The 21586-nt window shown below is 45.8% G+C and carries 25 protein-coding genes; 17 read left to right on the top strand and 8 right to left on the bottom strand.

Translation table 11 applies throughout. From position 1 onward, the window contains the following. Nucleotides 1-35 precede the first annotated feature (35 nt). Together MHI38_RS12040 and MHI38_RS12035 are read left to right on the top strand one after the other, a co-directional pair. Nucleotides 36-1031, top strand: a complete 996-nt coding sequence (locus MHI38_RS12040) for a hypothetical protein (RefSeq protein ID WP_341181277.1) — start codon at nucleotides 36-38, stop codon at nucleotides 1029-1031. A gap of 249 nt (nucleotides 1032-1280) precedes the next feature. Then, a complete protein-coding gene (locus MHI38_RS12035; RefSeq protein ID WP_090924319.1) occupies nucleotides 1281-1469 on the top strand; it encodes an aspartyl-phosphate phosphatase Spo0E family protein in 189 nt (62 codons plus the stop codon). On the opposite strand, the gene MHI38_RS12030 is transcribed toward MHI38_RS12035, so the two are convergent. Beyond that, entirely contained in the window at nucleotides 1441-1719 is a 279-nt protein-coding gene (locus MHI38_RS12030; protein ID WP_090924318.1) for a hypothetical protein, read from the bottom strand. The two genes, MHI38_RS12035 and MHI38_RS12030, sit on opposite strands and share 29 nt — an antisense overlap. Nucleotides 1720-2201: 482 nt before the next feature. Here MHI38_RS12030 and MHI38_RS12025 point away from each other — a divergent pair, with 482 nt between their 5' ends. The 6 genes from MHI38_RS12025 to MHI38_RS12000 all read left to right on the top strand — a co-directional run bounded on the left by MHI38_RS12025 (nucleotide 2202) and on the right by MHI38_RS12000 (nucleotide 8136). Next, a complete protein-coding gene (locus MHI38_RS12025; RefSeq protein WP_341181276.1) occupies nucleotides 2202-3869 on the top strand; it encodes a DUF6138 family protein in 1668 nt (555 codons plus the stop codon). Between the two features lie 89 nt (nucleotides 3870-3958). Beyond that, the gene (locus MHI38_RS12020; protein ID WP_341181275.1) at nucleotides 3959-5002 is read left to right on the top strand and encodes a hypothetical protein; all 1044 of its coding nucleotides are present in this window, start codon (nucleotides 3959-3961) and stop codon (nucleotides 5000-5002) included. Between the two features lie 241 nt (nucleotides 5003-5243). Beyond that, nucleotides 5244-6080, top strand: coding sequence for a hypothetical protein (locus MHI38_RS12015; protein ID WP_336121841.1), 837 nt, complete (start codon nucleotides 5244-5246; stop codon nucleotides 6078-6080). A gap of 41 nt (nucleotides 6081-6121) precedes the next feature. Next, on the top strand, nucleotides 6122-7084 hold the full coding sequence (locus MHI38_RS12010; protein ID WP_260511191.1) for a hypothetical protein: 963 nt from the start codon (nucleotides 6122-6124) through the stop codon (nucleotides 7082-7084). After that, the gene (locus MHI38_RS12005; protein ID WP_260511190.1) at nucleotides 7085-7810 is read left to right on the top strand and encodes a hypothetical protein; all 726 of its coding nucleotides are present in this window, start codon (nucleotides 7085-7087) and stop codon (nucleotides 7808-7810) included. It begins immediately after the preceding gene. Nucleotides 7811-7866: 56 nt separating this feature from the next. Next, on the top strand, nucleotides 7867-8136 hold the full coding sequence (locus tag MHI38_RS12000; RefSeq protein WP_260511189.1) for a DUF4176 domain-containing protein: 270 nt from the start codon (nucleotides 7867-7869) through the stop codon (nucleotides 8134-8136). Nucleotides 8137-8202: 66 nt separating this feature from the next. Here the strand turns inward: MHI38_RS12000 and MHI38_RS11995 are convergent, their stop codons facing one another. Together MHI38_RS11995 and MHI38_RS11990 are read right to left on the bottom strand one after the other, a co-directional pair. Continuing rightward, nucleotides 8203-8478, bottom strand: coding sequence for a WXG100 family type VII secretion target (locus MHI38_RS11995; protein WP_090924313.1), 276 nt, complete (start codon nucleotides 8476-8478; stop codon nucleotides 8203-8205). Between the two features lie 269 nt (nucleotides 8479-8747). After that, a complete protein-coding gene (locus MHI38_RS11990) occupies nucleotides 8748-9851 on the bottom strand; it encodes a stalk domain-containing protein (protein ID WP_341181274.1) in 1104 nt (367 codons plus the stop codon). 206 nt (nucleotides 9852-10057) lie between these two features. Here MHI38_RS11990 and MHI38_RS11985 point away from each other — a divergent pair, with 206 nt between their 5' ends. Next, complete coding sequence (locus MHI38_RS11985; RefSeq protein WP_341181273.1) at nucleotides 10058-10942, top strand: phosphotransferase; 885 nt, start codon at nucleotides 10058-10060, stop codon at nucleotides 10940-10942. 17 nt (nucleotides 10943-10959) lie between these two features. On the opposite strand, the gene MHI38_RS11980 is transcribed toward MHI38_RS11985, so the two are convergent. Next, nucleotides 10960-11166, bottom strand: a complete 207-nt coding sequence (locus tag MHI38_RS11980; protein WP_090924310.1) for a hypothetical protein — start codon at nucleotides 11164-11166, stop codon at nucleotides 10960-10962. Nucleotides 11167-11572: 406 nt separating this feature from the next. Between MHI38_RS11980 and MHI38_RS11975 the strand changes: the two genes are divergently transcribed. From MHI38_RS11975 to MHI38_RS11940, 8 genes are all read left to right on the top strand, one after another. Beyond that, nucleotides 11573-13213, top strand: a complete 1641-nt coding sequence (locus tag MHI38_RS11975) for a copper amine oxidase N-terminal domain-containing protein (RefSeq protein ID WP_441342907.1) — start codon at nucleotides 11573-11575, stop codon at nucleotides 13211-13213. 238 nt (nucleotides 13214-13451) lie between these two features. Then, entirely contained in the window at nucleotides 13452-13901 is a 450-nt protein-coding gene (locus MHI38_RS11970; protein WP_154891811.1) for a disulfide oxidoreductase, read from the top strand. A 5-nt stretch (nucleotides 13902-13906) separates the two neighbouring features. Next, complete coding sequence (locus MHI38_RS11965) at nucleotides 13907-14350, top strand: FixH family protein (protein WP_154891812.1); 444 nt, start codon at nucleotides 13907-13909, stop codon at nucleotides 14348-14350. A gap of 87 nt (nucleotides 14351-14437) precedes the next feature. Then, nucleotides 14438-15934, top strand: a complete 1497-nt coding sequence (locus MHI38_RS11960) for an alpha/beta hydrolase (RefSeq protein ID WP_341181272.1) — start codon at nucleotides 14438-14440, stop codon at nucleotides 15932-15934. 33 nt (nucleotides 15935-15967) lie between these two features. Beyond that, nucleotides 15968-16360, top strand: a complete 393-nt coding sequence (locus MHI38_RS11955; RefSeq protein ID WP_341181921.1) for a MerR family transcriptional regulator — start codon at nucleotides 15968-15970, stop codon at nucleotides 16358-16360. 171 nt (nucleotides 16361-16531) lie between these two features. Continuing rightward, nucleotides 16532-16681 (top strand): hypothetical protein, encoded by a 150-nt coding sequence (locus MHI38_RS11950; RefSeq protein ID WP_186809842.1) that lies wholly within the window; start codon nucleotides 16532-16534, stop codon nucleotides 16679-16681. 58 nt (nucleotides 16682-16739) lie between these two features. After that, complete coding sequence (locus MHI38_RS11945; protein WP_154891815.1) at nucleotides 16740-17069, top strand: hypothetical protein; 330 nt, start codon at nucleotides 16740-16742, stop codon at nucleotides 17067-17069. Between the two features lie 63 nt (nucleotides 17070-17132). Further along, complete coding sequence (locus MHI38_RS11940; protein WP_154891760.1) at nucleotides 17133-17636, top strand: SMI1/KNR4 family protein; 504 nt, start codon at nucleotides 17133-17135, stop codon at nucleotides 17634-17636. A gap of 126 nt (nucleotides 17637-17762) precedes the next feature. On the opposite strand, the gene MHI38_RS11935 is transcribed toward MHI38_RS11940, so the two are convergent. From MHI38_RS11935 to MHI38_RS11920, 4 genes are all read right to left on the bottom strand, one after another. Next, nucleotides 17763-18440 carry a succinylglutamate desuccinylase/aspartoacylase domain-containing protein gene (locus MHI38_RS11935; RefSeq protein ID WP_154891759.1) on the bottom strand — a complete coding sequence of 226 codons (678 nt, stop codon included), beginning with the start codon at nucleotides 18438-18440 and terminating at the stop codon, nucleotides 17763-17765. Between the two features lie 106 nt (nucleotides 18441-18546). Next, the gene (locus MHI38_RS11930; RefSeq protein ID WP_154891775.1) at nucleotides 18547-19515 is read right to left on the bottom strand and encodes an ABC transporter ATP-binding protein; all 969 of its coding nucleotides are present in this window, start codon (nucleotides 19513-19515) and stop codon (nucleotides 18547-18549) included. Between the two features lie 266 nt (nucleotides 19516-19781). After that, the gene (locus tag MHI38_RS11925; RefSeq protein WP_154891758.1) at nucleotides 19782-20582 is read right to left on the bottom strand and encodes an ABC transporter permease; all 801 of its coding nucleotides are present in this window, start codon (nucleotides 20580-20582) and stop codon (nucleotides 19782-19784) included. Next, on the bottom strand, nucleotides 20579-21355 hold the full coding sequence (locus MHI38_RS11920) for an ABC transporter permease (protein ID WP_090924301.1): 777 nt from the start codon (nucleotides 21353-21355) through the stop codon (nucleotides 20579-20581). The genes MHI38_RS11925 and MHI38_RS11920 overlap by 4 nt, the downstream gene beginning before the upstream one ends. Nucleotides 21356-21586: the final 231 nt, after the last annotated feature.

Genomic DNA, 21586 nt, shown 5'->3' with positions numbered 1-21586 from the left:
AGAGAATGAGGTTATTGACTGATTTAGCTGATTTAATGCAACGACTACCTCAGACCAATGCGGGTACCACGAACACGGATACATGGCGATACGGAGCAGGCACCTATGCAGATGCGTTATATCCTATTTTATTATACAAAAAGTGGACACATCTTCCGCGATATATGATTGCAGGCATGACAGCAAGTCTTTTTCGTTTCGTGGTGGACCGTCGTCTGACGAAAGAATCCATCTCGGCATATAACTGGATGGCAGAAAACTTTGTTGCTGCCGATTTCATCGGAGTGACAGCGAGTCAAGCTGCCGGGTTTTCCTTTGAACCGACGTTTCCGCTCTATCAGAAGCATGCATTACTGAATATCAAAAATTCGATCGACCGGGGAACCGGGGCGGTGTTATGGCATGATCAATTTGTGGTGGCTGTCGGATACGATGATGACGAGGAAGTCCTATTTTTCTGCACAGGAGATGAGTCTGAGATTCGTCGTTTACCCTATACGTTAGTCGGCCGGAATAACTCGCCCTATTGGTATTATCAAGTGTTGGAAGCTCAACAGTCCATCGATATGTGGGAAGTGTGCAAGGAGTCGTTAATACAGGCTGTATACAAATGGGAAACGCACGACTATATGCTGCCAGCGCAAGATTACGCTTGCGGTTCTGCCGCATACACCGCGGTTGCGGATGTGCTGCAGTCCGGAAACTATGAGAGCAATCAGGCGGCAGCGGTGCTTCGCTATTATGCTTATACAAGAGGGGACATCGCCTCATATGTCAGAGCGCTTGAACATTTATCGCCGCATATGGATCAAGTCATTGTAAAATATACACAGCTCGCTGATCTCCATGCATCTATTGTTGAAGTACTGGATGATTCCGCGGCATGGGATGCAAGGGAACCGGAAAGTGTACAGCAAGTTATTGAACTGATTCGAAACGCAGGGGGTACGGAACAGGCTGCCATTGATGCAATTAAACATGCTTTTCCTGAAACGATCAACAATCGCTTCTCGGATATTGGGCTCAGATAACAATGCGACACTTTAACATCGAATAAGCTGTACATCTAGACATGTTAGACACCAGAAAGGCGATAAGCCAATCTGGTGTCTTTTTTGCATATCATTCGAGTTTCGAACTCAATAAGGATAAACGCTGCTTTTAGAAAAATAATATATAAAATTTGAAATAAAGGTAATCTGAATCCTGCTTCATTCCGAATATTATAATATATGGTCTTATTTGGATGATGAATTCAAGGAATGAATGGGGGCAGAACGATGGTACGGAACCCGGAAACCCTTCAGGAATGTATCGAAAACGCAAGGCAGAGACTTTACCAGATGGCAAACCAATATACGAGTCTGCAACATCCAGAAGTCATTCGTCAGTCGATGGTGCTGGATGAATTAATTAATGAATATAACGATGCTAAACGCTTCATTTCACATACGAACCATCGTAGCTAGGGTCAAGTGTACGAACGGCTGACTGAACCTCCGAAACAAGTCGTTCGCGTTCTTCGTAAAGCGGGTACTCTTCTTTGTCAAACTGAAAGTGAATCGTTCGGACATCGCCTTCAGAGAATGTTATTTTTTGTGACTCTAATTCAATGAAAAATGAGTCATCAAACCTAAATCCGTCTCGATCCCGGTAGCAGTACATATAGTCAATATCCTTTTCTTCAAGCACTAACACACCTTGTTCTGTCAACTTCATCATTGTATCCTCCTTCATAAGTGTGGTATGCAATATCTATTTACATTATATAGTGTCTGTTAAAATTTGGGGATATCTATATCATACATGACCTGAATATTTTATAACCTAAATGATTTCTGTTTTGCTCAGTTGTAGGAGTTTAGTCTTCAAGTAATCGTACGAAAGTCCGATGAGGATATAGGCAATTTCATAAATACACTGAAATAGGACAGATGATGTCTACATTCAGTGTTTTTTTTGTGCTTCCTCCGAAGTTTCACGCCGGAGAAGAGACTTGCTACTTCAGCATTGATAGGGAACAACCGTGCGTAAGACTTATTGTTGCGAGTATAGTTGAACGTGTAAAATATAGGTGGATTGCGAACGGAAATACGTATTTAACATTGAATAGACAGGTTGCCGGTCTGGTTGATATAGAATCATTAGGGTTGCAGAACAAGAGTACATACAACATGTTTTACGGAAAGGCAGGAGATAGAATGACAGCAGCAGTGGAACAAGCTTTGGAAGAGATGATTCAGGCTATTCATGAATGGTTTGATGAGCAAACGGCACGTAAGGATTTAGAGCAGACGATCCAAAGAACGAAACTGCAGATGGGCATATTTGATGATATCTTTGTTTTGTACAAGCCGGGAAGAACGATTGTAGATAGCCTGGACATGGGTTGGGATGAAGGCTCATTATCCACGCAGACGATCCGGTTTACAGAAGAACTGGTACGCACCGAGATACAGCCGCGGCTGGTCGAGGTGGTTCAGGAGAAGTTAGCCGAATGGGCAGATACACCGCTGATTGATTACCGGTTTACGTTTAGAGGAAAGTTTCCTACAAGCAACGGGATGCTGAAGCTGACGTTGCTGGAATACATCAATGAAGAGAAAAGACAGAAGCTGCTCGAACGGATTCGGACGTATACGGATCAAAAACTGGAGAATGGTGTATACCCGACCAAGCCGCTCGAAACGACTTTTTTGGCAAAACATCTGCTCGATCCCGTGTTGTTTCCATCGATGGATGCAACATGGATCATTAGACAATATGAACAGATTCAAACGTTAAATCGGGAGCGAAAGGATGCTCTCGCCGAGCACCGTCATACGATCATTTATGCCTTGACGCTATGGGCGGAGAAGCAGTTTTTACCACAGTATTTCGACGTACAGATTTCAGAATATTGTGAAAATGAATACTCGTTGAAGCCAGATCAGAAGCTGGACGGGCAGGTTAAGAGTTCACACTCTATAGATCTGCTACTCTATGCAGCGGTGATGATTTTGCGTTTCGAACCTAGCTACAGCAAGCCAAGAGGGCTTAGGTTTCTGGAACTGGCCAAGCAGCTCGGTAGTGAGCAGGCAGATCGGATGTTGACTGAGGGCAGCGGTACATATAAGCCGGAAGATACTTATGTTAAGACGGAGCAGGTGGAATGCCAGGCCAATGATGTTTTTGCGAGGATAGCGATTCAAATACATCAGGAAGAACCGGGAGCATATCAACAGGCGATAGCCTTTATTATTCGTTTGCTGGAGCAGGGGTTCCCCAAGAGTTATCACATCAAACTGAAATCCAAAGTAAAACAGTACCTGCCGGTCAAAGGACTTGCCAAATCGGATACACACCGATTCTTTGCGAATGCTCTAGAATATCCTGAGCTGCGTTCACTTCTGGAACAATACGCACGAGCAGCCATCCAGGAATTTGAGTTTTATGCAGATACAGAAGGGGAGAAGAGTGGGATGCCGGGAAGTTATGCCGCCTTTGGGCTTGGACTTACGAGCGAGCAGTATTTTCCTCTGATTTACGAATATATGGCGCAGGTCGATGACGAACATCAGATGATTCAGGACAAATTTATTGCTGCCTTTGCCGATAAGTATGGTGTGACAGCAGACTCAGTATCGGTTCTCGTTCAGAGTTTGCGCCGTTCAACGGACGGATTGAAACTCAAATTGTTGCCGGAGTTCGAGCAGGACGAGAAGCTTGAGTGGTTGCTGGAACAGGTTCAGGAGTTGGAATCATATGAAGTTCAGCGAGTGCTCTACCCGATTTTTGGCAAGGTAGAGAAACTGGCTGCACTGGTCCGTAAGGCGGAGGGCAAACGAAAAGAATTGTTACTGAGGCTGTCGCATGCCGCAGGCAAATAAACGAGCTGTCACCAATTGAAATAAACGGGTCTGGTGACTCATTAACTAAAGTATTAGACGCCAAAAGTTGCAGTGAGAGGTGGATGGAGATGGAAGCTTTAACGAAAAGCGTCTGGCAGGGGCTGTCTGAACAGGACAAGCAGGAATGGATGCAACGTGTTGCGCTTCAGTTGCCTGAAGGGATGCAGTATGAGGGATTGCAGACGTTTGAACGATATGGACAGCGGACTCAGACCGGAGTGTTTACACAGGATGAACAGCGATTCGTATTTGTTCCAGGTGATCAGGTAACATTAGGCTGGGAAAAGTGGCATCACGGGATGGATGAGGAAACGACTGCTGATCTGCACGAAACTGCAAGCAGTTACGGGATTGAGGACGTACAATCCTTTCTGGCAGGCCGGATGTCACCTGTGAGAGAGGTCAATATTGGCCCGATGCTTGTGGAGTGTGAGACCATCTCCCTGGGGTGGATTGAGGTAACCGAGGAAGAAGCATTTGCCCAGGAACATGCTGATTTTCCTAAAGCCTTAGCCGAATTCAAGGAATCGGGGCTGAATGAATATGAACTTCATCTGGAATTCAAACTGATTCAAGACCAAGGAGAGGTTCGAATTCTCTGGTTTAATGAAGGAATCGAACTGGAGGACATTGTAACGGAAGAAACAACGGCGGGATTCAGTTTGTTGACGGAAGACGAGTGGGAGTATATCTATGGTGGAGGTTGTCGCACGTTATTTCCTTGGGGAGACAGCTTTGATTATACGATGAGATTAAGACATCTGGGGAAGCCGGAGAGTCCGGTTCAGTCTGAGCAGGCGTCGGCTGATACAGAAACAGATGGAGAACATCATCACCCTTATGATCTGGAGTTGCCGAACTTCTTCGGTGTACAGTTTGCCGGAGATCCATATAAGTACGAGCTTACACTGGGTGCAGATGGAGAAGTGATGCCAAAAGGTGGAGATGGCGGGGCTCTGATCTGTGGAGGAACCGGGCCATTACTTAGCTTCCTTCCTTCTGCTTCAGTATTTTTCCGGGACGTGAATGTGGATGAGCTGGATTGGGAGGAATTGATGGATGCGTTGTATTACAGAAGAGTGATCCGAGTAACAGATATGAAGATGAACTAAGGCAAAAAAATAGGGGGACAGCATATTTGCTGTGCCTTTTATATTTATAATTGGGTATATATAATCAGGCCTGACTGCTTAACTTCAGGAATGGGGGCACATTGAGCAGCGCCCGCGTTCCTTTTACAATAAAAGAATGAGTGCTTTTTAAGGGTATTCATTTTTGAAAAGGGGAATACACGTGTCATTTTATACATCCTTTCAGTGTAACGGTTCGGAGACGCTCTTTCTATTTGATATCTTGAATATACCAGAGGCAAAACAGCTTCGGGCAGAATTGCATGCTGCTGCAGGCCGGGGAGAGGCTGCACCTTCGTACACGCAGATTCTCAAAGGCTTGGTACAGGATCATGTAATAAACATTAGCGATCAGGAAATTACGTTAGAACCTCAGGTACATACGCTGCTTACGGCTTGCAAACTGAGCAGTGCGGTAACTCGTCTGGAGTTATTCAACACGGATCAGGGCAGATCCGTAACGTATGGTTTTTTATCAAGTAATCTGTTGGTCGAATGGATCTGGAAGCCTATGCATCACCAGTCCGTATTCACTTCATATCCCTCCTTACAGGATATGTTTCAAGTTCTCGGTAACCGACTGGATATGAATGATACTCCGCCAGAAGCTGTTCCTGATCTGGGACAAGAGAGTATGCGCACGTCCATCGGGGCCGACACATTGCGCCGCTTGTTTGAATTGGAGATAAGTCCAGCGGGACATGGTGATGAACAAGCGGGGATAAGCGAAAGAACCGAAGATGCTAAAGAAACCGAAGCAACCGATAAAATGCAGGTCATATTGGAAGAAGATAAACATCTGGATCAGGGCTGGGTGCAGCCCTTGTGCTGCAGTTTTGCTGCTCTAGAGCAGCAGAGCCGATTTGAAGTATATACCCGGGGTGCAGATGAGAGATCACAAGTCATTTATTTTATCGGCAGTACGAGTGGAAACTGGCTCTTTCTTGAAGGGGAGACAGAGGATGTGTTTACTGCATTCATCGTAACGGAGGAAGAGCTGGTACAGAGTCTCTTTCTGCTGACAACACGTTCCATATCCGTTCTTCCCTATGTGCGCTGAACGGGAGGGACATTACGTCCGAAAAGTTAGGGGGATTGAACATGACAAAGATTGTTATGAAAGCAGAATATCTGAATGCTCTTGCCCAGCAGATTGAACAAGTCACTGCACAGCTACAGCAGGTTGATGGTATGTTGCAGCATGCGATCCAAGGAGCCGCATGGCAATCGGGTAACCGGCAGACGATTATTGGGCTGTATCAGGCGCATCAGCAACGTTTCCAAAGTGCAGGGCAAAGCATGCAGCAGCTGGCCGCTTATGTGAAAACAACCCGGCAGACGATGGAGCAGAAGGATAACTCTGGTGGCCAATTTGGAGTGACGGGCATTAATCTGCTTGCTCCGTTTGATGGGCTGGGCAGCACGGTCGGTACATTAACTGCAGCTATGGCGGTTGCCCGTTTGGGATATCGAGTGAAGAACGGTTACATGGTGAAAGCTCAGCTGGATCGAAATACACCTCGGGTTCTGGTTCGTGAGAGTCATGATGCAGTCAAAGGAAATAAGGCTCCAAATGGGCGGCCAAGAGACTATAAAATCCATTATGTACGTGACATTGAGGCCAAAATTGCCAACGGAACGGCCACCCCGCAGATGAAAGAAGTTGCCGCCATGATCAAACCAGGTTATGCCGTCAAATCAGCGTTGACGGACAAGCTGGGTTGGGCCAGTGTGGGTATAGATGTATTCAACGATACGAAAGAGAATATTAGTCAGAATGCAGGTACCGACAAGATCGCGGGTGACATTATCGGGAATGTTGTCGTAGGAGGAGCCACCACTGTAGGAGCGACTCTTCTAACTGCGGCCGTTCTGCCAGCAGCAGCACCTGTACTGGCAGTAGGTGCCGTTGGCCTGGGGGTTTCGGTCGGTCTAACCTATCTTGCGGAAGGGATAAAGCTGGATATGGACCTGGACGGTGACGGAAAGGATGATTCGGTGAAGGATGTTGTCAAGCATGGCGCGAAGAAGGCCTGGTCTACCGTGGCGGGGTGGTTTAAGTAGATGGCGAATAAACAGCGTTCAAAACCTTCAGTGCATAAGGGAAATACGGCTGCTGGTCCCGTGATGTATGAAGGGACATCGTATCCCAAGGAAACGTTCGAGAATTATCTGGTCATCTATGCGCTGGATGGTATTCGGCTCAGCGCAGGCACACTGGTTCTGTTTTTTCTCAATGTATTTCTTGTGATACCTATATTCAGTGTTCCGTTTCAAGCTCTGTATGCCTATCTGCTACTTCCGCCGCTAGCTGTTATGAATCTATGGGCCATTGCCCTGATTGCATTCCCGCGCAGGCTACAGCTCAATTATGTCTTGTTTCGAGGCGTATTCGGACTGGTGTGTTCAGCTTCATTTATGGTAGTTATACAGAAATTCGCCTATGAAGCACTGGGACTGACTACGCCATGGTATGCGATTGGATCTTTTGCAGTATACTTCTTTGCCTTATCTCAGTATGTAAGGTTTCGTTTACAAAAATTAAAGCAGCCGTCCCAGCGTAAAAAGGGGGAGAAAAGTAATGGTATGCCCATTGCTACCTTAACCGCAATTACAGGAGGGGCATACTTGCTGGCCAACATTTCATTGGCCTTCGTAACACAGCAGACAGTGGCTGTTGTTCTGATATGTGTATACATCCTGCTGGCTTTTGTTGTCTTTCATTTTGTTATGGATCTGCATCGATATTACTGGCTTCGCCGAGTCATGAACAGACCAAAATCGGTTTAATTCAGCGAAAAGCAGACCTAATTACAAGGTCACTAGATATGAGGAGGATGAAAAGTTTGGAAAATAATATACCTGCACTGTTGCCCAACGGGTCTGTAATTCGTTTGAAAGAGGGTACAAAAAAACTCGTCATCTATGGAAGGAAACAAATGTTAATGACCGAACCTCCGCGGCAGTTTGACTATATTGGCTGCCCGTACCCGGAAGGTTACATTAATCCAGATTACACTTATGTATTTAATCACGGAGACATTGATGAAGTTATTTTCAAGGGGTATAGTGATGAAGAAGAAGAGGTTTTTGCGGCAGAGCTTGAGCAGGCGTGACAATACATTACGCCAATTCTGATGTTGGCCGCGGCTGCTGGTATTCTTGATACAAACGGATCAGTACTAACGTGACTGATCCGTTTCACGGAAACGTTCTGCAGTCTGCTGCAGCTGCGTGCCTGTCTCCATTAAACCTCGTAAATAACTGCTCACCGTGGTCATACTGTTATTCATACGCTCAAGGAAATCACGCTGCCGATTGCCTTCCCATTGACCTTCGGATTGATCAATCATCGTTTTGAGTTGGTTAACGATGTCTTGTCCATTCTGCGAAGCTTTGTTGAATTGGACGGCAAGCTGCTGCAGCTCCTCTGGCGACAGATCAATGCGCTGATTCATAGTACACTCATTCCTTTCTGTTTGTATTTTGCAAAAATCGGGATAACTTTATTTATTATAACCCTTTCCGCATCAAAATGAAGCCGGACAAAAGCCGCGTTTTGCGAGCAGCATAAACGGCCTATAACCAAGACAAAACACACACTATACGGCTCCCAAGTCTGAAGAACGGAAGAGCCGATATCGTATGTGTTTTGTTATTTTATTTATGATGTTATGGGTTTATGATCAGATGATGCTTTATGAGCGTTACGCAGAATAGGATTGCATTATTTTACTTTTTGCACAGCTACGGCCATCTGTTCCAGTTGGGTATTCGTCAATTGGTTATTTGACGAGCTGAGTGTGACATAACGATCATCCAGCTTGAATGTAAGCATGTCAGTTTTATCCGGTGTGTACCATTTGGCAGATACGCCGTTAGGCAATTTTACTGTTTTGCCATCATAGCTGAACGAGTAGTCTCTAGGAGACACCGTTACATTCATGCGGTTGAAGACAAAGTTCACGCCATCACCGCCTGCACCAACACTTTTGAAAGCATCTCCCGCAACCATATGTTGTGGAGCATAAGCAGTGGTGAAACCATCAAATTGAGCAAATGATTTACGGATCTGTTCCAGCTGCTGTTTGGAGTAACTTACATTTTCAAAAGCCGTAATACCTTGATCATTGCCGCCTTTTACTTTTTGTACAGAGACAGCGACTTGTTGCAACTGTGCTTGGGACAGCTTATGATCTGGCGAGCTGAGTGTGACATACCGATCATCCAGTTCGAAGGTTAACATGCCGATATCGCTTGGTGTATACCATTTTGCACTAACACCATTGGACAGTTTAACCTCTTTGCTCGTGTAACCGTCCGAATAATCTCTTGGAGAAACATCAACCTTCATGTGATTGAAAATGAAGCTTACACCGTCGCCAACGGCTACGCTTTTGAATGTATCACCTGCAGTCATTTGCTGTGGAGCATATGCTGTCTCAAAGCCATCGAATTGAGCAAATGCTTTCTGGATCGCTTCTTTTTGCGCTACGGTATAGGTTACATTGGTTAGTGCAGTTGGATTGCTGTTCGCTTCACCAATAATAACTTGTTTATTGGCACCATCATACGTTACAGGCACATGCAGTGCATCAGCCAGTGCGCGAACCGGTAGATAAGTCGAGTTATTGTACGTGATTGGAGCCAGTTTTTTACCGTTCCCGTCAGTCGGCGAGTATGCTGCACCGTCTACATTAAAGCTGATTCCATGATTGAGGTAAGCCGAGATTTTCTCCAATTGTGTTCCGGCGTATACACCGGCTGCTCCGGTTAAGGTCATACCCAGCACCATCATTGTAGCTACGGATTTTTTCATGTTTTTCTTCATCATATATCTCTCCTTTAAGTTGGGTTATTTGTTGTCTTGCTGTTCCTTATGGCTTTATATTACCCCCCGAACTTATCCAGAATAATTCTGAATTATCTCCAACTTGTAAACATGTGTAACGATCTTTGCATCATGATGGGTAGTTGCGATGTAAAGGTTATAAGGGGAGCATCTTGTTTGGGTTTCATAATTAAGGAGGGGAGCAGATGGATCATCGCGTTATGAAAGAGTTTATTGAAGAGTTTTATGATATTGGTCGGATACAGCGCGTGGAAGTGATGAAACAGGGGACGAGCTCTGAAGCAAAATGCATCGATTCTTCAGCAGGTAGATTCGTGTTGCGTAAACTTAGAGATGAGCGGCAGGCTGTAAACGAAGAGAGGCTTCATCACGTTCTGTCATTGCAAAACATCTCTCCAGCAATGGTCATTGCGCGGAATGGGTTGTCCTATGTGCATTTGAATGATGAAATTTATAATTTGCAGTACTATGTGGAAGAAACGGTACCGTACGATCAGGAAACCATGCATTTTGTTGAATTTGGGAACATGCTTGCTCGCTTCCACCATGCTGCTCACAAGCTTGAAATCATGGATCAGCAGGATCGTTTTGCGTTATCTCTATTATGGTCACAAGTCCGTGATGAAGTCAGGGGATCTTCGTCAGCTATTATCGGTTCACTTGAGGGGCATGTAGAGCAATGTACGGAGTACATCGTGAGAAATGATAGCTTGATTCATGGTGATCTGGGTGTGTGGAATATGTTATTTATGAAGCAAAAGACGCTTTTGATCGATTTTGGAGAGGTGAGAAGAGGTGATCCGCATTTTGATGTGGCTGCCGCGCTTACCTCGATGATTCCTGCAACCGCAAGAGCGAATGAGTCTATATCGACTATAGAAGAAGTAATGGAAGGGTACGCTGAGGCCGGGGGACTGCTCACAAGAGAACAGTTGTATGAACAAATTCACCTATGGATGCTGCGCGGCTGGCTGGCGTGGATCAGGGAGAGGGGAGTAACCTCCCCGATGGTGCAACACATGGAGCGAGGCGTGCGGAGAGTTGCCGTATTCAAAGAGATGTTACTTTAGCATTCAGTGGATGACGATCAGTTGTACAAATACAGGACAAATCCGCCTATGCCCAGTACGATGGCACCGACGTATACATATGTAAGTTTACTCAGATTTTGCCGTGTACGGCGATCATATTCGGGGTTACTGATGCGATTGGCTTTCGAATTCCCGATGATAAGTGTAGCAATCCCGCCAAATAAGGCAATACCGATAACCAATGCATAAGGTAGCCAAGTCATGAGTTGACCTCCTTTTCCATTCGATGGAGAGCGTTTGCCTCTATTGTATCTCAGGTTTACTCGCAATGTAAGCTATTATTGAGAAATATAGGAAATTTGCATGATATGAATTTGAAGGATGTACACGCACTTGTGGATCGACGAGTGAATTAAATCTATATGGTATATTACAGATGAGTTGTGCATTTTAGACTCAGATCAGACTCAGATCACTAGAATTTTAATTTTTTTTTAGATAAAAAAACACTGGTGTATCAAGCATTTGCGGCTTTCTTTATCGAAAGCTGTAATTTTTTTTGCCTGCGGAGTGATCCAGAATGGAGAACCGTGCGTTACACCCTATGAAGACAACGACAAAGAAACAAAGGAACCAAAAACATACTTAAGGAGTGACTCACCAATGAAGATGAAAATGAAAACATTTATTGCACCAGTACTTAGCTTGTCGCTGTTAATGCCAGGAATCGCGGGAGCTGCTGCTGCACCCCAGTCTTCCACTTCCATGACCATGATGAAAGCATCCGTGAACACCCCTGCGGCTGACCTGAGAGCGAATCTGGATCATCTGTTGTCTGAGCACTTTGCTCTGGCGGTAACAGCCATGGCGAAAGCTTATGATGGAGCCAAAGATGCAGATGCAGCCTACAAAGCACTTGATCAAAATGCACTGGATATGCAACCGGCGATTGCCTCGCTTTACGGTGAAGCTGGTGCCAAAGAATTCGAACGCATCTTCCGCGCACATAACAAATACACCGATGATCTGGTGAAAGCAACCAAGATGGGTAACCAGACTGGTATCAAGCAAGCTCAGGATAACATCAACGGATTCGTAGATGAATTCTCCACATTCCTGAGCACAGCGACAGAAGGCAAACTGCCGAAAGACGCAGCAAAACAAGCATTGAAAGTGCATGAAGATCTCGTGCAGAAAGTATTCGACGAGTACGTAGCTGGAGATTACACCGATGCATACAAGGCATATCGTGAAGGCTTCAAGGAGATGTTTGACGTAAGTAAAGCACTTTCGACTGCGATTACAACACAGATGCCTGAGAAGTTTAACAACACCAAAGCGGATACCAAAGCAGCTGACCTGAGATCGGCACTTAACCACTTGGCTTCGGAGCACTTTGCGCTTTCCGCTCTGCAAATGCAAGAGCAATATGATGGACGCACAGCGGCATCGAATGCCCTCGTAACCGCAGAAGCTGGAAATACAGCGGACTTCAAAGCTGCAATTGCTTCTATTTATGGAAATGAAGGAGCGAATGCATTCGAAAAAATCTGGGTGACTAACCATGTTAACGCTCAAAGTGATTATGTTAAAGCCGTAAAAGACAATGATGCTACCGCACGTGCAGCCGTGCAAAAACGGATCGACGGCTTCACAACGGAATTCGCTACATTCCTGGATTCCGCAACAGCAGGCAACCTGCCTAAATCTGCAGCACAACAAGCGCTGACAACACATGAAAACCAGGTGCAAAAAGTGCTGGATCAATATGCGGCAGGCAACTATGATGCTTCTTACACCACGAATCGTGAAGGCTTCAAAGTGATGTTCGGGGTAGGTCAAGCGCTGGGTAATGCCATTGTGACTCAATTCAATGACAAGTTCCAAGAGGCAGCACCTACAACGCCTGCGCCAACACCAGCGCCAGATATGACAACGGTTTGGATGAAGCTGAACAGCAAAATGCTGAGAATTAACGATAAAACAACGAACATGGACACCACACCTGTGCTTTGGAAAAATACAACATACATCCCGCTGCGTTTCCTGAGTGAGGGAATCGGCGCAACGGTGAAATGGGACAAAAAAGCACAGCAAGTTACCGTTATGGCTGGTGATGATACACTCGTATTCTGGGTGAACAACACGGTCATGGAAGTCAACGGTATGAAGAAAAACGTAGGTTCTACCGTGTTTGTTAACAAAGACGGACGTACACAAGTACCGCTGCGTTTCATTGCTGAATTGTTACAATGGAATGTGAAATGGGCTCAAAAAGATGGATCTATTACACTGACTAAAGCAATGTAAGGCAAGCTTAATGCAACAATCAACACTGTGATCCCATACGGTCTTATGTTGATATAATTAATCTCACATTCAAACCGAAAAGGCTGCCCCTGTGGCAGCTTTTTTGTATTCGCCTGAAAGAGCAAATATTTGGTATAATTAATCGCGTAATCAATTACATAAGCATGCAGTGAACTCAGAGAATACAAAGGAATGATAAAATCATTCAAAACGAACAATGGAAGAGGAGGACAGAGGTATGAGTGCAACATCCAATTCAGAGAAGCCTGCACGGAGTGTAGATACCCGATTATTTATTGCCTGGGCTGTATCTGTCATTGCAACCTTGGGAAGTCTTTATTTAAGTGAGATCAAGCAGTTTCTGCCATGTGATCTGTGCTGGTTTCAGCGCATCTTTATGTATCCGTTAACGATTCTGCTAGGAATTGCGTATTTCAAGGATGATGTGGGGATTGCCAAGTACGTGCTTCCGCTCAGCTTTATCGGGGGCGGCATTTCTTTGTATCACGTAACAATTCAGCGGATCTTCTCGGCTACCGGCAACGCTGTGGCGTGTGGTAAGGTTCCATGCTATACCGATTATTTGAACTGGTTTGGTTTTATCACGATTCCATTGCTGGCTCTGATCGCATTTATCATCATTATTGTGATGTTGTGGGGAATCGGTAAAACACTCAGAAAGGACTAACGGTGATGAAGGGACAAGCTCGCTGGTTTACGCCTCTGCTTATACTGGTGCTGATCATGTCCGGCTGCTCTTATACGGAACAGTCGGCCTCTGGCGAGATGCCGGAGATGATTCGAGTGAAACTGATGATGCCAGATCAGGCGAAGGTGAACGAAGAAGTCGCTTTACAGATCAAACTAACCCAGGGAGAGAAGCCTGTAGATGATGCTGATCAGGTACAATTCCAAATCTGGGACGAACAGAACGAACCTGCGGCACCTTCCATTGAAGAAGGAATGATGAATGCCGATGAGCTTGAGGCACGTGGGGCAGTGAAGGCTAGTTCTGTAGGTGATGGCATATATGAAGTGAAGTATACATTTCAGGAGCCGGGAGTATATGTTGTCCAGGCACATGTAACTTCGGGTGCAATGCATACCATGCCGCGTACGAAGGTGACTGTCGAATAATTTAATGATTTTTCATTTCAATCCTTGACCTTGAAGTATACTTCAAGGTTTATTGTTGTTGTATCAACAACGTTTGGAGGAAAAATCATGAAGATATTCGAATGGATTTTCGTACTAGTGACGATAGCAGGGGCGCTGGGTTTACCGTTTTATGCGAAAAGGCGAAGGCTTTCGATTGGCATGCTCAGTGCCTTGGTGATTGCTTTTCTGCTACATGCGATCATGGACTCAGTACGGGTGATGTTACTGCCGTCTTATATTGTCGCGCTCATTCTATTTATCCTGTTAATGATTCAAGTGATGAAATGGACTCGCAGTGTTGGAAGCGTAGCACCAGAAATACATAAGAAGAAGTCAAAAGGACGTGCCTGGATGCGCGGTCTCTTCATCCTTCTTCTTGCCGCTTTCTCGGGAATTGGATCAGGAATGTTTACAAGGTATTTCCCAGAATTTACAATGCCTGAGCCAACGGGGCGATTTGCCATCGGTACCTTTTCACAACATATCGTAGATGAATCTCGTGAGGAGACTCTTTCGCCTGAGGCCGGGGACAAGCGGGAACTGATGATTAATGTGTGGTATCCAGTAGACCCGGAAGTTGCAAAAGGTATTAAACCGGAGTCATATCCTGCTGAATTGGGGGAAGCGATCAGTCTGGTGTTTGGCATCCCATCTCAAGTATTCAGTTATCTGGATACGATATCGACCCATGTGGTAAAAGGCGCAACGATGTCTAATGCAAGTAGCTCGTATCCTGTTATACTGTTCTCTCCCGGTGTCCGGTCTGCCCGTTTTCAAAGTATGACTGCGGTGGAGGAACTCGTCAGCCATGGCTATATCGTCGTAGGGATGGATCATCCGTATACGTCTGCTCGGGTAACCTTTCCGGATGGACATAAGGTTTCTTATGATGCCGGGCCAGAATTTGCAACATCAGAAGAGTTGTATCAATATAATGTACAGGGAGTCGGCATTCGTGCGGCCGATGCACGTTTTGTACTCGACACGCTTGAACAGTGGAATGTGAGTGATCCGAATCAGGTGCTGGAGGGCAGACTTGACCTGAGCCACACGGGTATTATGGGACATTCGTATGGCGGGGCAACAACAGCCGAAGCACTCGCACAAGATGAACGTTTTCATGCAGGACTCAGCCTGGAAGGTGGATTTTGGGGCAGTGTTTCCAAGTCGTCGCTGAAACAGCCGTTTATGTACATCATGTCTGGCAAGACAGCTAAAAGCCTGGGACCCAATCCTACCGAGCATGAAAAATTATTCTATCCCGAATTTGAACCTGATCTGAAACATGTTATGAATAATAGTCTGAATGATACTTATTATCTGACCGTGGATGGATTTTTCCATCAGAGCTTCACGGATATTGCGTTAATTTCACCGCGTTTGTTTGCCAAGAATATGTCTGCGGAGCATAATATCGATATTACGAGAAGTTATGCACTTGCCTTTTTTGACCGTTATCTGAAAGGTGAAGCACAACCTCTACTGCAAGGAAGTTCAGTGAAATTTCCCGAGGCATCTTATGATCATGAGTATACGCAGATACGTAACAAACAAGCGCAATGAGTCAGTTGGAAAGGGGAGAGCGTTGTGCAGACCATGACAAGAGGTCAATTGGCTAAAGAGACGGGAGTAAGTATGGCAACTCTTCGTTATTATGAGGACAGCGGCATACTGCCTGCTCCGCATCGATCCTCCAACGGATATCGCGTATATACCGAGGATTATCTGGTCAAAGTCAAGTTCATCAAGGATGCACAGACACTTGGTTATTCGCTGAAAGCAATAAAGGAAACGCTGGAGCTGCTAAGCAATGACGATATGGAAAAAGAGACGTTGAAAACACTTGTACGTGAACGGATCACCGATATTCAACAGCACATTGAACATCTGGAGCAGATGCAAAAACAGCTGGCCGGATTGTTGCTTGTACCTGAGGACGAAATCGATAGTTATATCCAGTCCTTTAGAGTGGAGAAAAAAGAGCCGTAGAGTCGTGATCACGGCTCTTTTTCTATTTTTTAAGAGCAAACAGGTCGTATGTAATGAGCAGGAAACGGGGGGAGAGAAACGAATATAACGAATACAACGTTTGAATTTTCCATTTGAGGTTGGTTAGCGTCATGTACCTATTCGAATCGGAGAAACAGAGCTTTATTTCGGTTGGCAAGAGGATACGGCGTTGGATCAGCCGATCGTGTGGACGAGTATCTGGATGCGATCTATAAGTTTTTTACGAAAAAAGATCTGTATCCGCTCACGTTACTGGAGCCTGTTGGCAAGCACATATTGGAATCCGTGATGCAAAAATAAATATCCCCGTTTGAAGTCGTGCTTTGCTTATTCCTATATATTAAAGGAGGGATTCGGCATGCTTGATGATCTAGAAATAGTCATAAAAGAGAGGATACAAGAGAGGTACGATATTCTGGCAGAACTTTATTCCATATGGTTTACAACAAGTGAGTCTGCCGTTGTCCCTAAAAGCGCATTTTACCAAACAGAACATATAGAAAAACATAGGGCGATAACTTATTTATTAGATCGAAAATATATTGTAGCTGACTCGGTAGAAAATGATGTTGAAATGGTGGCAATTACAATAACCCCCGATGGCATTGATTTTTACGAACAGGGATACCTGAGCGGAAAAGCTAAAGGTTTTCAGGTTGTTTCTGATGTAAAAAACATGGAGCAATAAAGCATAGAATGGTTGCTTCAAAATCGATTTCACAAGTCAGTTTACTAATAAGGAGCCGTAAGAATGGGGTTATTCAAAGCGTTTAAAGAATGGTCTGACCAAAATGATGGCCAGATTGAAATATTTACTTCTGCGGGGAAAATGACAGCTATAAACAGGTTGAAACCTGGAGCAACGCAGGAGAAGATTGAGGATGTTTCGAATTTCTTTTCTGTCTCATTACCTCCTGACTACATAGGCTTTCTACAAATATGTAACGGGGCCTCATTGTTCGAGCATCCTGAATATGGTGGAGAGGTTGTGTTGTACTCTGCACAAGATGTCATGCATTATAACGAACCGACAGATCGTAAGATTGCCGTGGCAAACATTGTTGGTGATCGAATCTTGATTGATCTGGATCGGTGGCACTCAGGCGAGGTAGAATACTTATTACTATGTGAAAGTATGAATTCCGTAGAGTTTTCAGGTCACTTCAATACTAATTTCGAAACATGGCTGGAGCGATTTATTATCTCTCAGGGAGAGAAGTTTTGGTATTGGAAAACAGATCGGCATACCTTCTAAACAGGGTTCTGTAAACATACTGGAATCCGTGATGCAGAATTGATGATACAAAAAATCACCACCTCCATTGCTTCCCACGATTTCATTCATCGGGTTATGCAATGGAGGTGGTTTTTGTTTTTTCCCTCAAGTCATACCTGCTTCTCGTAGAAAATGATGAACAATTTCCGTCTGGTACTTGATCCGTACAGCGCGTTTCAGGCTCCAGCACGTTTCCACGGTGACAGACTTCGCATGTAGCAACCTTGAAGCCGCTGTCCGAGCGGAGCCGGGCAACTCATGCCGCTTCAGATTAAAATGATGCTTGCCCACCGGTATAGAGCGGTTCATGCGCTCAATCACCCTGCGGCAGATCGGCACGCTGGAGCTACCGGGATTGGTGATCAGCGTTTGTCCAAGCACGCGTGGAGTGAGCTGTGACAGACCATTTGCCTCATGCAGATCGAGCCACCAGTCAGGCTGATGCTCGCGTGCAAGCTTGAACACGGCGGCTGCCAGTGGATGCTTCGATTTTCCTGACTTGCGGCGAGGAAAGGTGCGGTTCAGGTCAGGTTTGCCTCTGATTTTTTTCGCATAAGCCTGCTGGTTGACTCTCGGCACAATAATCAAGGTTCCGCGATGAATCACACGCCGCCCCGAGGCAAAATCATCGGCAAGCTTCTGTGCAGCAGCCATGCTCGCGGTTTCATTGCCATGAACTCCGGATGTAATCATCATGACGGGTCCGGGATTCGTTCCGCGCACGATGTAATAAGGCGTAGCATAGGGACTGGGTGCAGCAAGAACATGTCTGGTCACAAGCAAGACCCTCACCTCCGTTACTACAGTACGTCATGTCCCTCTCTCCTGTAACGGCGTTTGAACAGCCCTATAACCCGTTTCACTATAAGATAGGCCAACCTTAGATTAATTAATATACTTTGTGTATAACATCCTCGAAGTCGGGTTCCTTCATCTCAATATCGTCAATCTCTCCCCACTGCTCCAGCTCTTTCAAAATATCCATCGTACGCCATTCCTTCCGGTTCACCAGTGCCGTCAGCACCTGATTGTCCATACTTGTAACCTGAATGGCGGAAGGTAATGCATCTGGCAGTTGAACCCTTCCGCGGAAGGTGACACGGATCAATGTAGGCAAACCAATCGTATCTCGAAGAGAGGCGATGGTTCCGTCATAGGTCAGTTGCCCGTGGTTAATAACCATGACGCGATTGCATAGCTGTTCGATATCATCCATGTCGTGGGTAGTGAGCAGAATGGTTTTGCCAAACTCTTCATTTAATGTGCGCAGGAACTGGCGAATATTTCGCTTCGCATTCACGTCCAGTCCGATGGTGGGTTCATCGAGAAAGAGCAGCTCTGGATCATGCAGCATGGATGCCGCCAGATCGGCCCGCATGCGCTGTCCAAGAGAGAGCTTGCGAACCGGAGTGGCCCAGAATGATTCGAGGTCCAGCAGTTCGGCGAACTGGGACAACCGTTTCCTTTTGACATCCGAACTCACGCCGTACATCTCTGCCAAAATGTCATAGGAATCCTTCACGGGTAAGTCCCACCAGAGCTGACTTCGCTGTCCAAACACAACGCCGAGCTTGCGCACTGTCTTGCGCCTTTCCTCATGTGGATTCATCCCGCCAAGCATCACCTCACCCGCAGTCGGGTGAAGAATGCCTGTCAGCATTTTGATCGTAGTGGATTTACCAGCCCCGTTGGGGCCGATGTAGCCAACAAACTCTCCTTGCCTGACATCAAAACTGATATCACGTACCGCTTCTTTGGTTACATACTGGCGTGAAAACAAGGTACGTACGCCTGAGAAGCGGCCTTCCCGCACGACAGGAGTTTTGAATTGTTTTTGCAGGTTGCGTGCTGTAATCATATTCATGTGTATTACGCCTCCTCCGTTAATTCATATAAATTGAAAAAATGATTTTACACAGACACTCCGATGACAGAATAACCTTCCAATCGCTGTTATCCCCAGATTTTTTGAATTCTTTTAATAAAGGTTAAAATCCGGTGATAAGCGAAGGCTCCCGAAGTAGCTTTCTTTCAGAAAGCTTTCAGGCGAGCGCTTCGCTTTTCCAGGTTTTTTCTGTCCTCTCCGTTAATGTGTAAATATATCGTTCAACGTATATAACTTCTCTAACTACCCGTACTTTGATATTTAGTCATGCCGAACGCCCAGAAACGTAAGCTGGCAACTAAACATATCACCGCTACCGCAGCAATGACGGCCAACACCCAAGCGCCGCCTTCGCCGCGAAGCAAGTAGAGGGATGGAATGTAGTTTACAAATCCGACGGGAATGGCGGTTAGCAGAATACTGGACATCCATTTGGGATAGAGGGTGAGCGGATATTGAGCCGCGGTACGGGCCGCATCCTCTGTGATGACTTGCAACTCTTCAATACGTGTCGTCCAGAAACCAAGTGTGGCTGTAGCGAGTCCGATGGAAAAAAGAATGATAGCTCCAGTCACAATGACAAACAGGGAGAGCGGAACAACCGTCCAGCCGATCTGCCCGCTGTGCATCATGCCCGCAAGCGACCAGCATAGAATGAATCCACCTTGCAGTACTTCACCGATCATGATGCGGAAGTTCTGCGGCATCAGCGCGAGCAGGACAGGCATCGGTCGTGTCAGCAGTTGATCCAGCTCACCGCCCACCAAATATTTTTCCAAATGGTGCACTTCGTTGCCGAATGTGCGATATAGCGTTTTGGATAATGTCATAATCGCAAAAAGATAACCGATCTCATGTAGCGACCAGCCCTTGATCGCACCGAATTTGTGCAGTACTAACGCGACCATCAGAAATTCGGAGATTTGAATCAGAGCGGCCAAGATGGCTCCCAGCACGAAGTTAAACTTGTACTGCATGCGGCTGCGGATGCTGGTTTGAATGAGTATTTTATATAAGTGGAACCACGAGATAGGTTTCATCCCCCTTGCACCTCCACTTTACGACGTAACACTTTAGTGACGGCAAGGCAGAGCAGGGTCATGAAAACACACCAAAGCAAGGTTCCCCATAGGAAGGAGCCGTCTTCAAAACCAAGGTAAATTCGGGTAGGTACATAGAGTAAAAAGGGATAGGGCGACAGCCAGGCCAGTTGTTCCAGCCAGTTCGGCAACCATTCCAGCGGGATGAAGAAACCAGCCATCAGGTTCATCAAGGCATGATTGGCCCAGTGTAGCCAGGATGATTCCGTAGTCCACATGGATGTGACACCGATAATATAGTTCATGCAGATGGACAAGTATGCTGCGCCAGCAAGTGCAAGTGCGGCATAGCCCAGAGTCCAGGCCTCTGAAGGCCATTTTAGGGAAAAAACGATGGAGTAGAGAAGGTAGATGGGAAGGCTTTTGTACACGAACTGGTAGGCGATCTGCCCCCATTCCCGTGCCATCAGGTGAGTAAACAGATGTACCGGACGCATGAGATCCAGTGCGATCTGCCCTGTCCTGACACTGAGCGGAATACCGAGTCCGTTCGTCAGGAAACCTGAAATCCAGAGTGATGATTGCGTAAATGCAATGTAACTGATCATCCCCTGCACCCCATATTCTCCGAGCTGGTGGTCGGCCCCGATGCCGATCCAGAGACAAGCATACATGTAACCAAACATGGCGCTTGCCAGGTTATGTACCATGTGTGCCCCGCGATATTGCAGGTTTCGGGCGTAGGCTTTGGAAGCCAACGTAAAATAAAGCATATGACACCTCCGATAAGTGGATTGAACGGCGGACCCGTTCACTTCAGTCAAGGCGAAAAAGAGAGAAGGACAACAGCATACCAATATATTCCTTCACAGGCAAGACATTTTTTTAGCGAATACTGGAACATGAGGGATTGTTCATGAATGCGCCACAAGACAGGCAGGGGAGAATTCCTTTATAATGAAGAGGTAAGACCGCAAGCGTTTACAATTGTGTTTATTCAAATT

Origin of the sequence: Paenibacillus sp. FSL K6-1558, from assembly GCF_038002565.1 — a bacterium.
GTDB lineage: Bacteria > Bacillota > Bacilli > Paenibacillales > Paenibacillaceae > Paenibacillus > Paenibacillus polysaccharolyticus.
This window is presented reverse-complemented; position numbering and strand designations above follow the sequence as displayed.

Excerpts from the sequence above, each read along its gene's own strand:
- MHI38_RS12025 (WP_341181276.1), top strand. The coding sequence starts at position 2,202 with ATGACAGCAGCAGTGGAACAAGCTTTGGAAGAGATGATTCAGGCTATT.
- MHI38_RS12040 (WP_341181277.1), top strand. The coding sequence starts at position 36 with ATGCAACGACTACCTCAGACCAATGCGGGTACCACGAACACGGATACA.
- MHI38_RS11930 (WP_154891775.1), bottom strand. The coding sequence starts at position 19,515 with ATGATTACAGCACGCAACCTGCAAAAACAATTCAAAACTCCTGTCGTG.
- MHI38_RS11925 (WP_154891758.1), bottom strand. The coding sequence starts at position 20,582 with ATGAAACCTATCTCGTGGTTCCACTTATATAAAATACTCATTCAAACC.
- MHI38_RS11955 (WP_341181921.1), top strand. The coding sequence starts at position 15,968 with ATGACAAGAGGTCAATTGGCTAAAGAGACGGGAGTAAGTATGGCAACT.
- MHI38_RS11990 (WP_341181274.1), bottom strand. The coding sequence starts at position 9,851 with ATGAAGAAAAACATGAAAAAATCCGTAGCTACAATGATGGTGCTGGGT.
- MHI38_RS12030 (WP_090924318.1), bottom strand. The coding sequence starts at position 1,719 with ATGAAGTTGACAGAACAAGGTGTGTTAGTGCTTGAAGAAAAGGATATT.
- MHI38_RS11970 (WP_154891811.1), top strand. The coding sequence starts at position 13,452 with ATGAGTGCAACATCCAATTCAGAGAAGCCTGCACGGAGTGTAGATACC.
- MHI38_RS11920 (WP_090924301.1), bottom strand. The coding sequence starts at position 21,355 with ATGCTTTATTTTACGTTGGCTTCCAAAGCCTACGCCCGAAACCTGCAA.
- MHI38_RS11985 (WP_341181273.1), top strand. The coding sequence starts at position 10,058 with ATGGATCATCGCGTTATGAAAGAGTTTATTGAAGAGTTTTATGATATT.
- MHI38_RS11945 (WP_154891815.1), top strand. The coding sequence starts at position 16,740 with ATGCTTGATGATCTAGAAATAGTCATAAAAGAGAGGATACAAGAGAGG.
- MHI38_RS12020 (WP_341181275.1), top strand. The coding sequence starts at position 3,959 with ATGGAAGCTTTAACGAAAAGCGTCTGGCAGGGGCTGTCTGAACAGGAC.
- MHI38_RS12010 (WP_260511191.1), top strand. The coding sequence starts at position 6,122 with ATGACAAAGATTGTTATGAAAGCAGAATATCTGAATGCTCTTGCCCAG.
- MHI38_RS11940 (WP_154891760.1), top strand. The coding sequence starts at position 17,133 with ATGGGGTTATTCAAAGCGTTTAAAGAATGGTCTGACCAAAATGATGGC.
- MHI38_RS11980 (WP_090924310.1), bottom strand. The coding sequence starts at position 11,166 with ATGACTTGGCTACCTTATGCATTGGTTATCGGTATTGCCTTATTTGGC.
- MHI38_RS11965 (WP_154891812.1), top strand. The coding sequence starts at position 13,907 with ATGAAGGGACAAGCTCGCTGGTTTACGCCTCTGCTTATACTGGTGCTG.
- MHI38_RS11995 (WP_090924313.1), bottom strand. The coding sequence starts at position 8,478 with ATGAATCAGCGCATTGATCTGTCGCCAGAGGAGCTGCAGCAGCTTGCC.
- MHI38_RS12005 (WP_260511190.1), top strand. The coding sequence starts at position 7,085 with ATGGCGAATAAACAGCGTTCAAAACCTTCAGTGCATAAGGGAAATACG.
- MHI38_RS11975 (WP_441342907.1), top strand. The coding sequence starts at position 11,573 with ATGAAAATGAAAACATTTATTGCACCAGTACTTAGCTTGTCGCTGTTA.
- MHI38_RS12035 (WP_090924319.1), top strand. The coding sequence starts at position 1,281 with ATGGTACGGAACCCGGAAACCCTTCAGGAATGTATCGAAAACGCAAGG.
- MHI38_RS11960 (WP_341181272.1), top strand. The coding sequence starts at position 14,438 with ATGAAGATATTCGAATGGATTTTCGTACTAGTGACGATAGCAGGGGCG.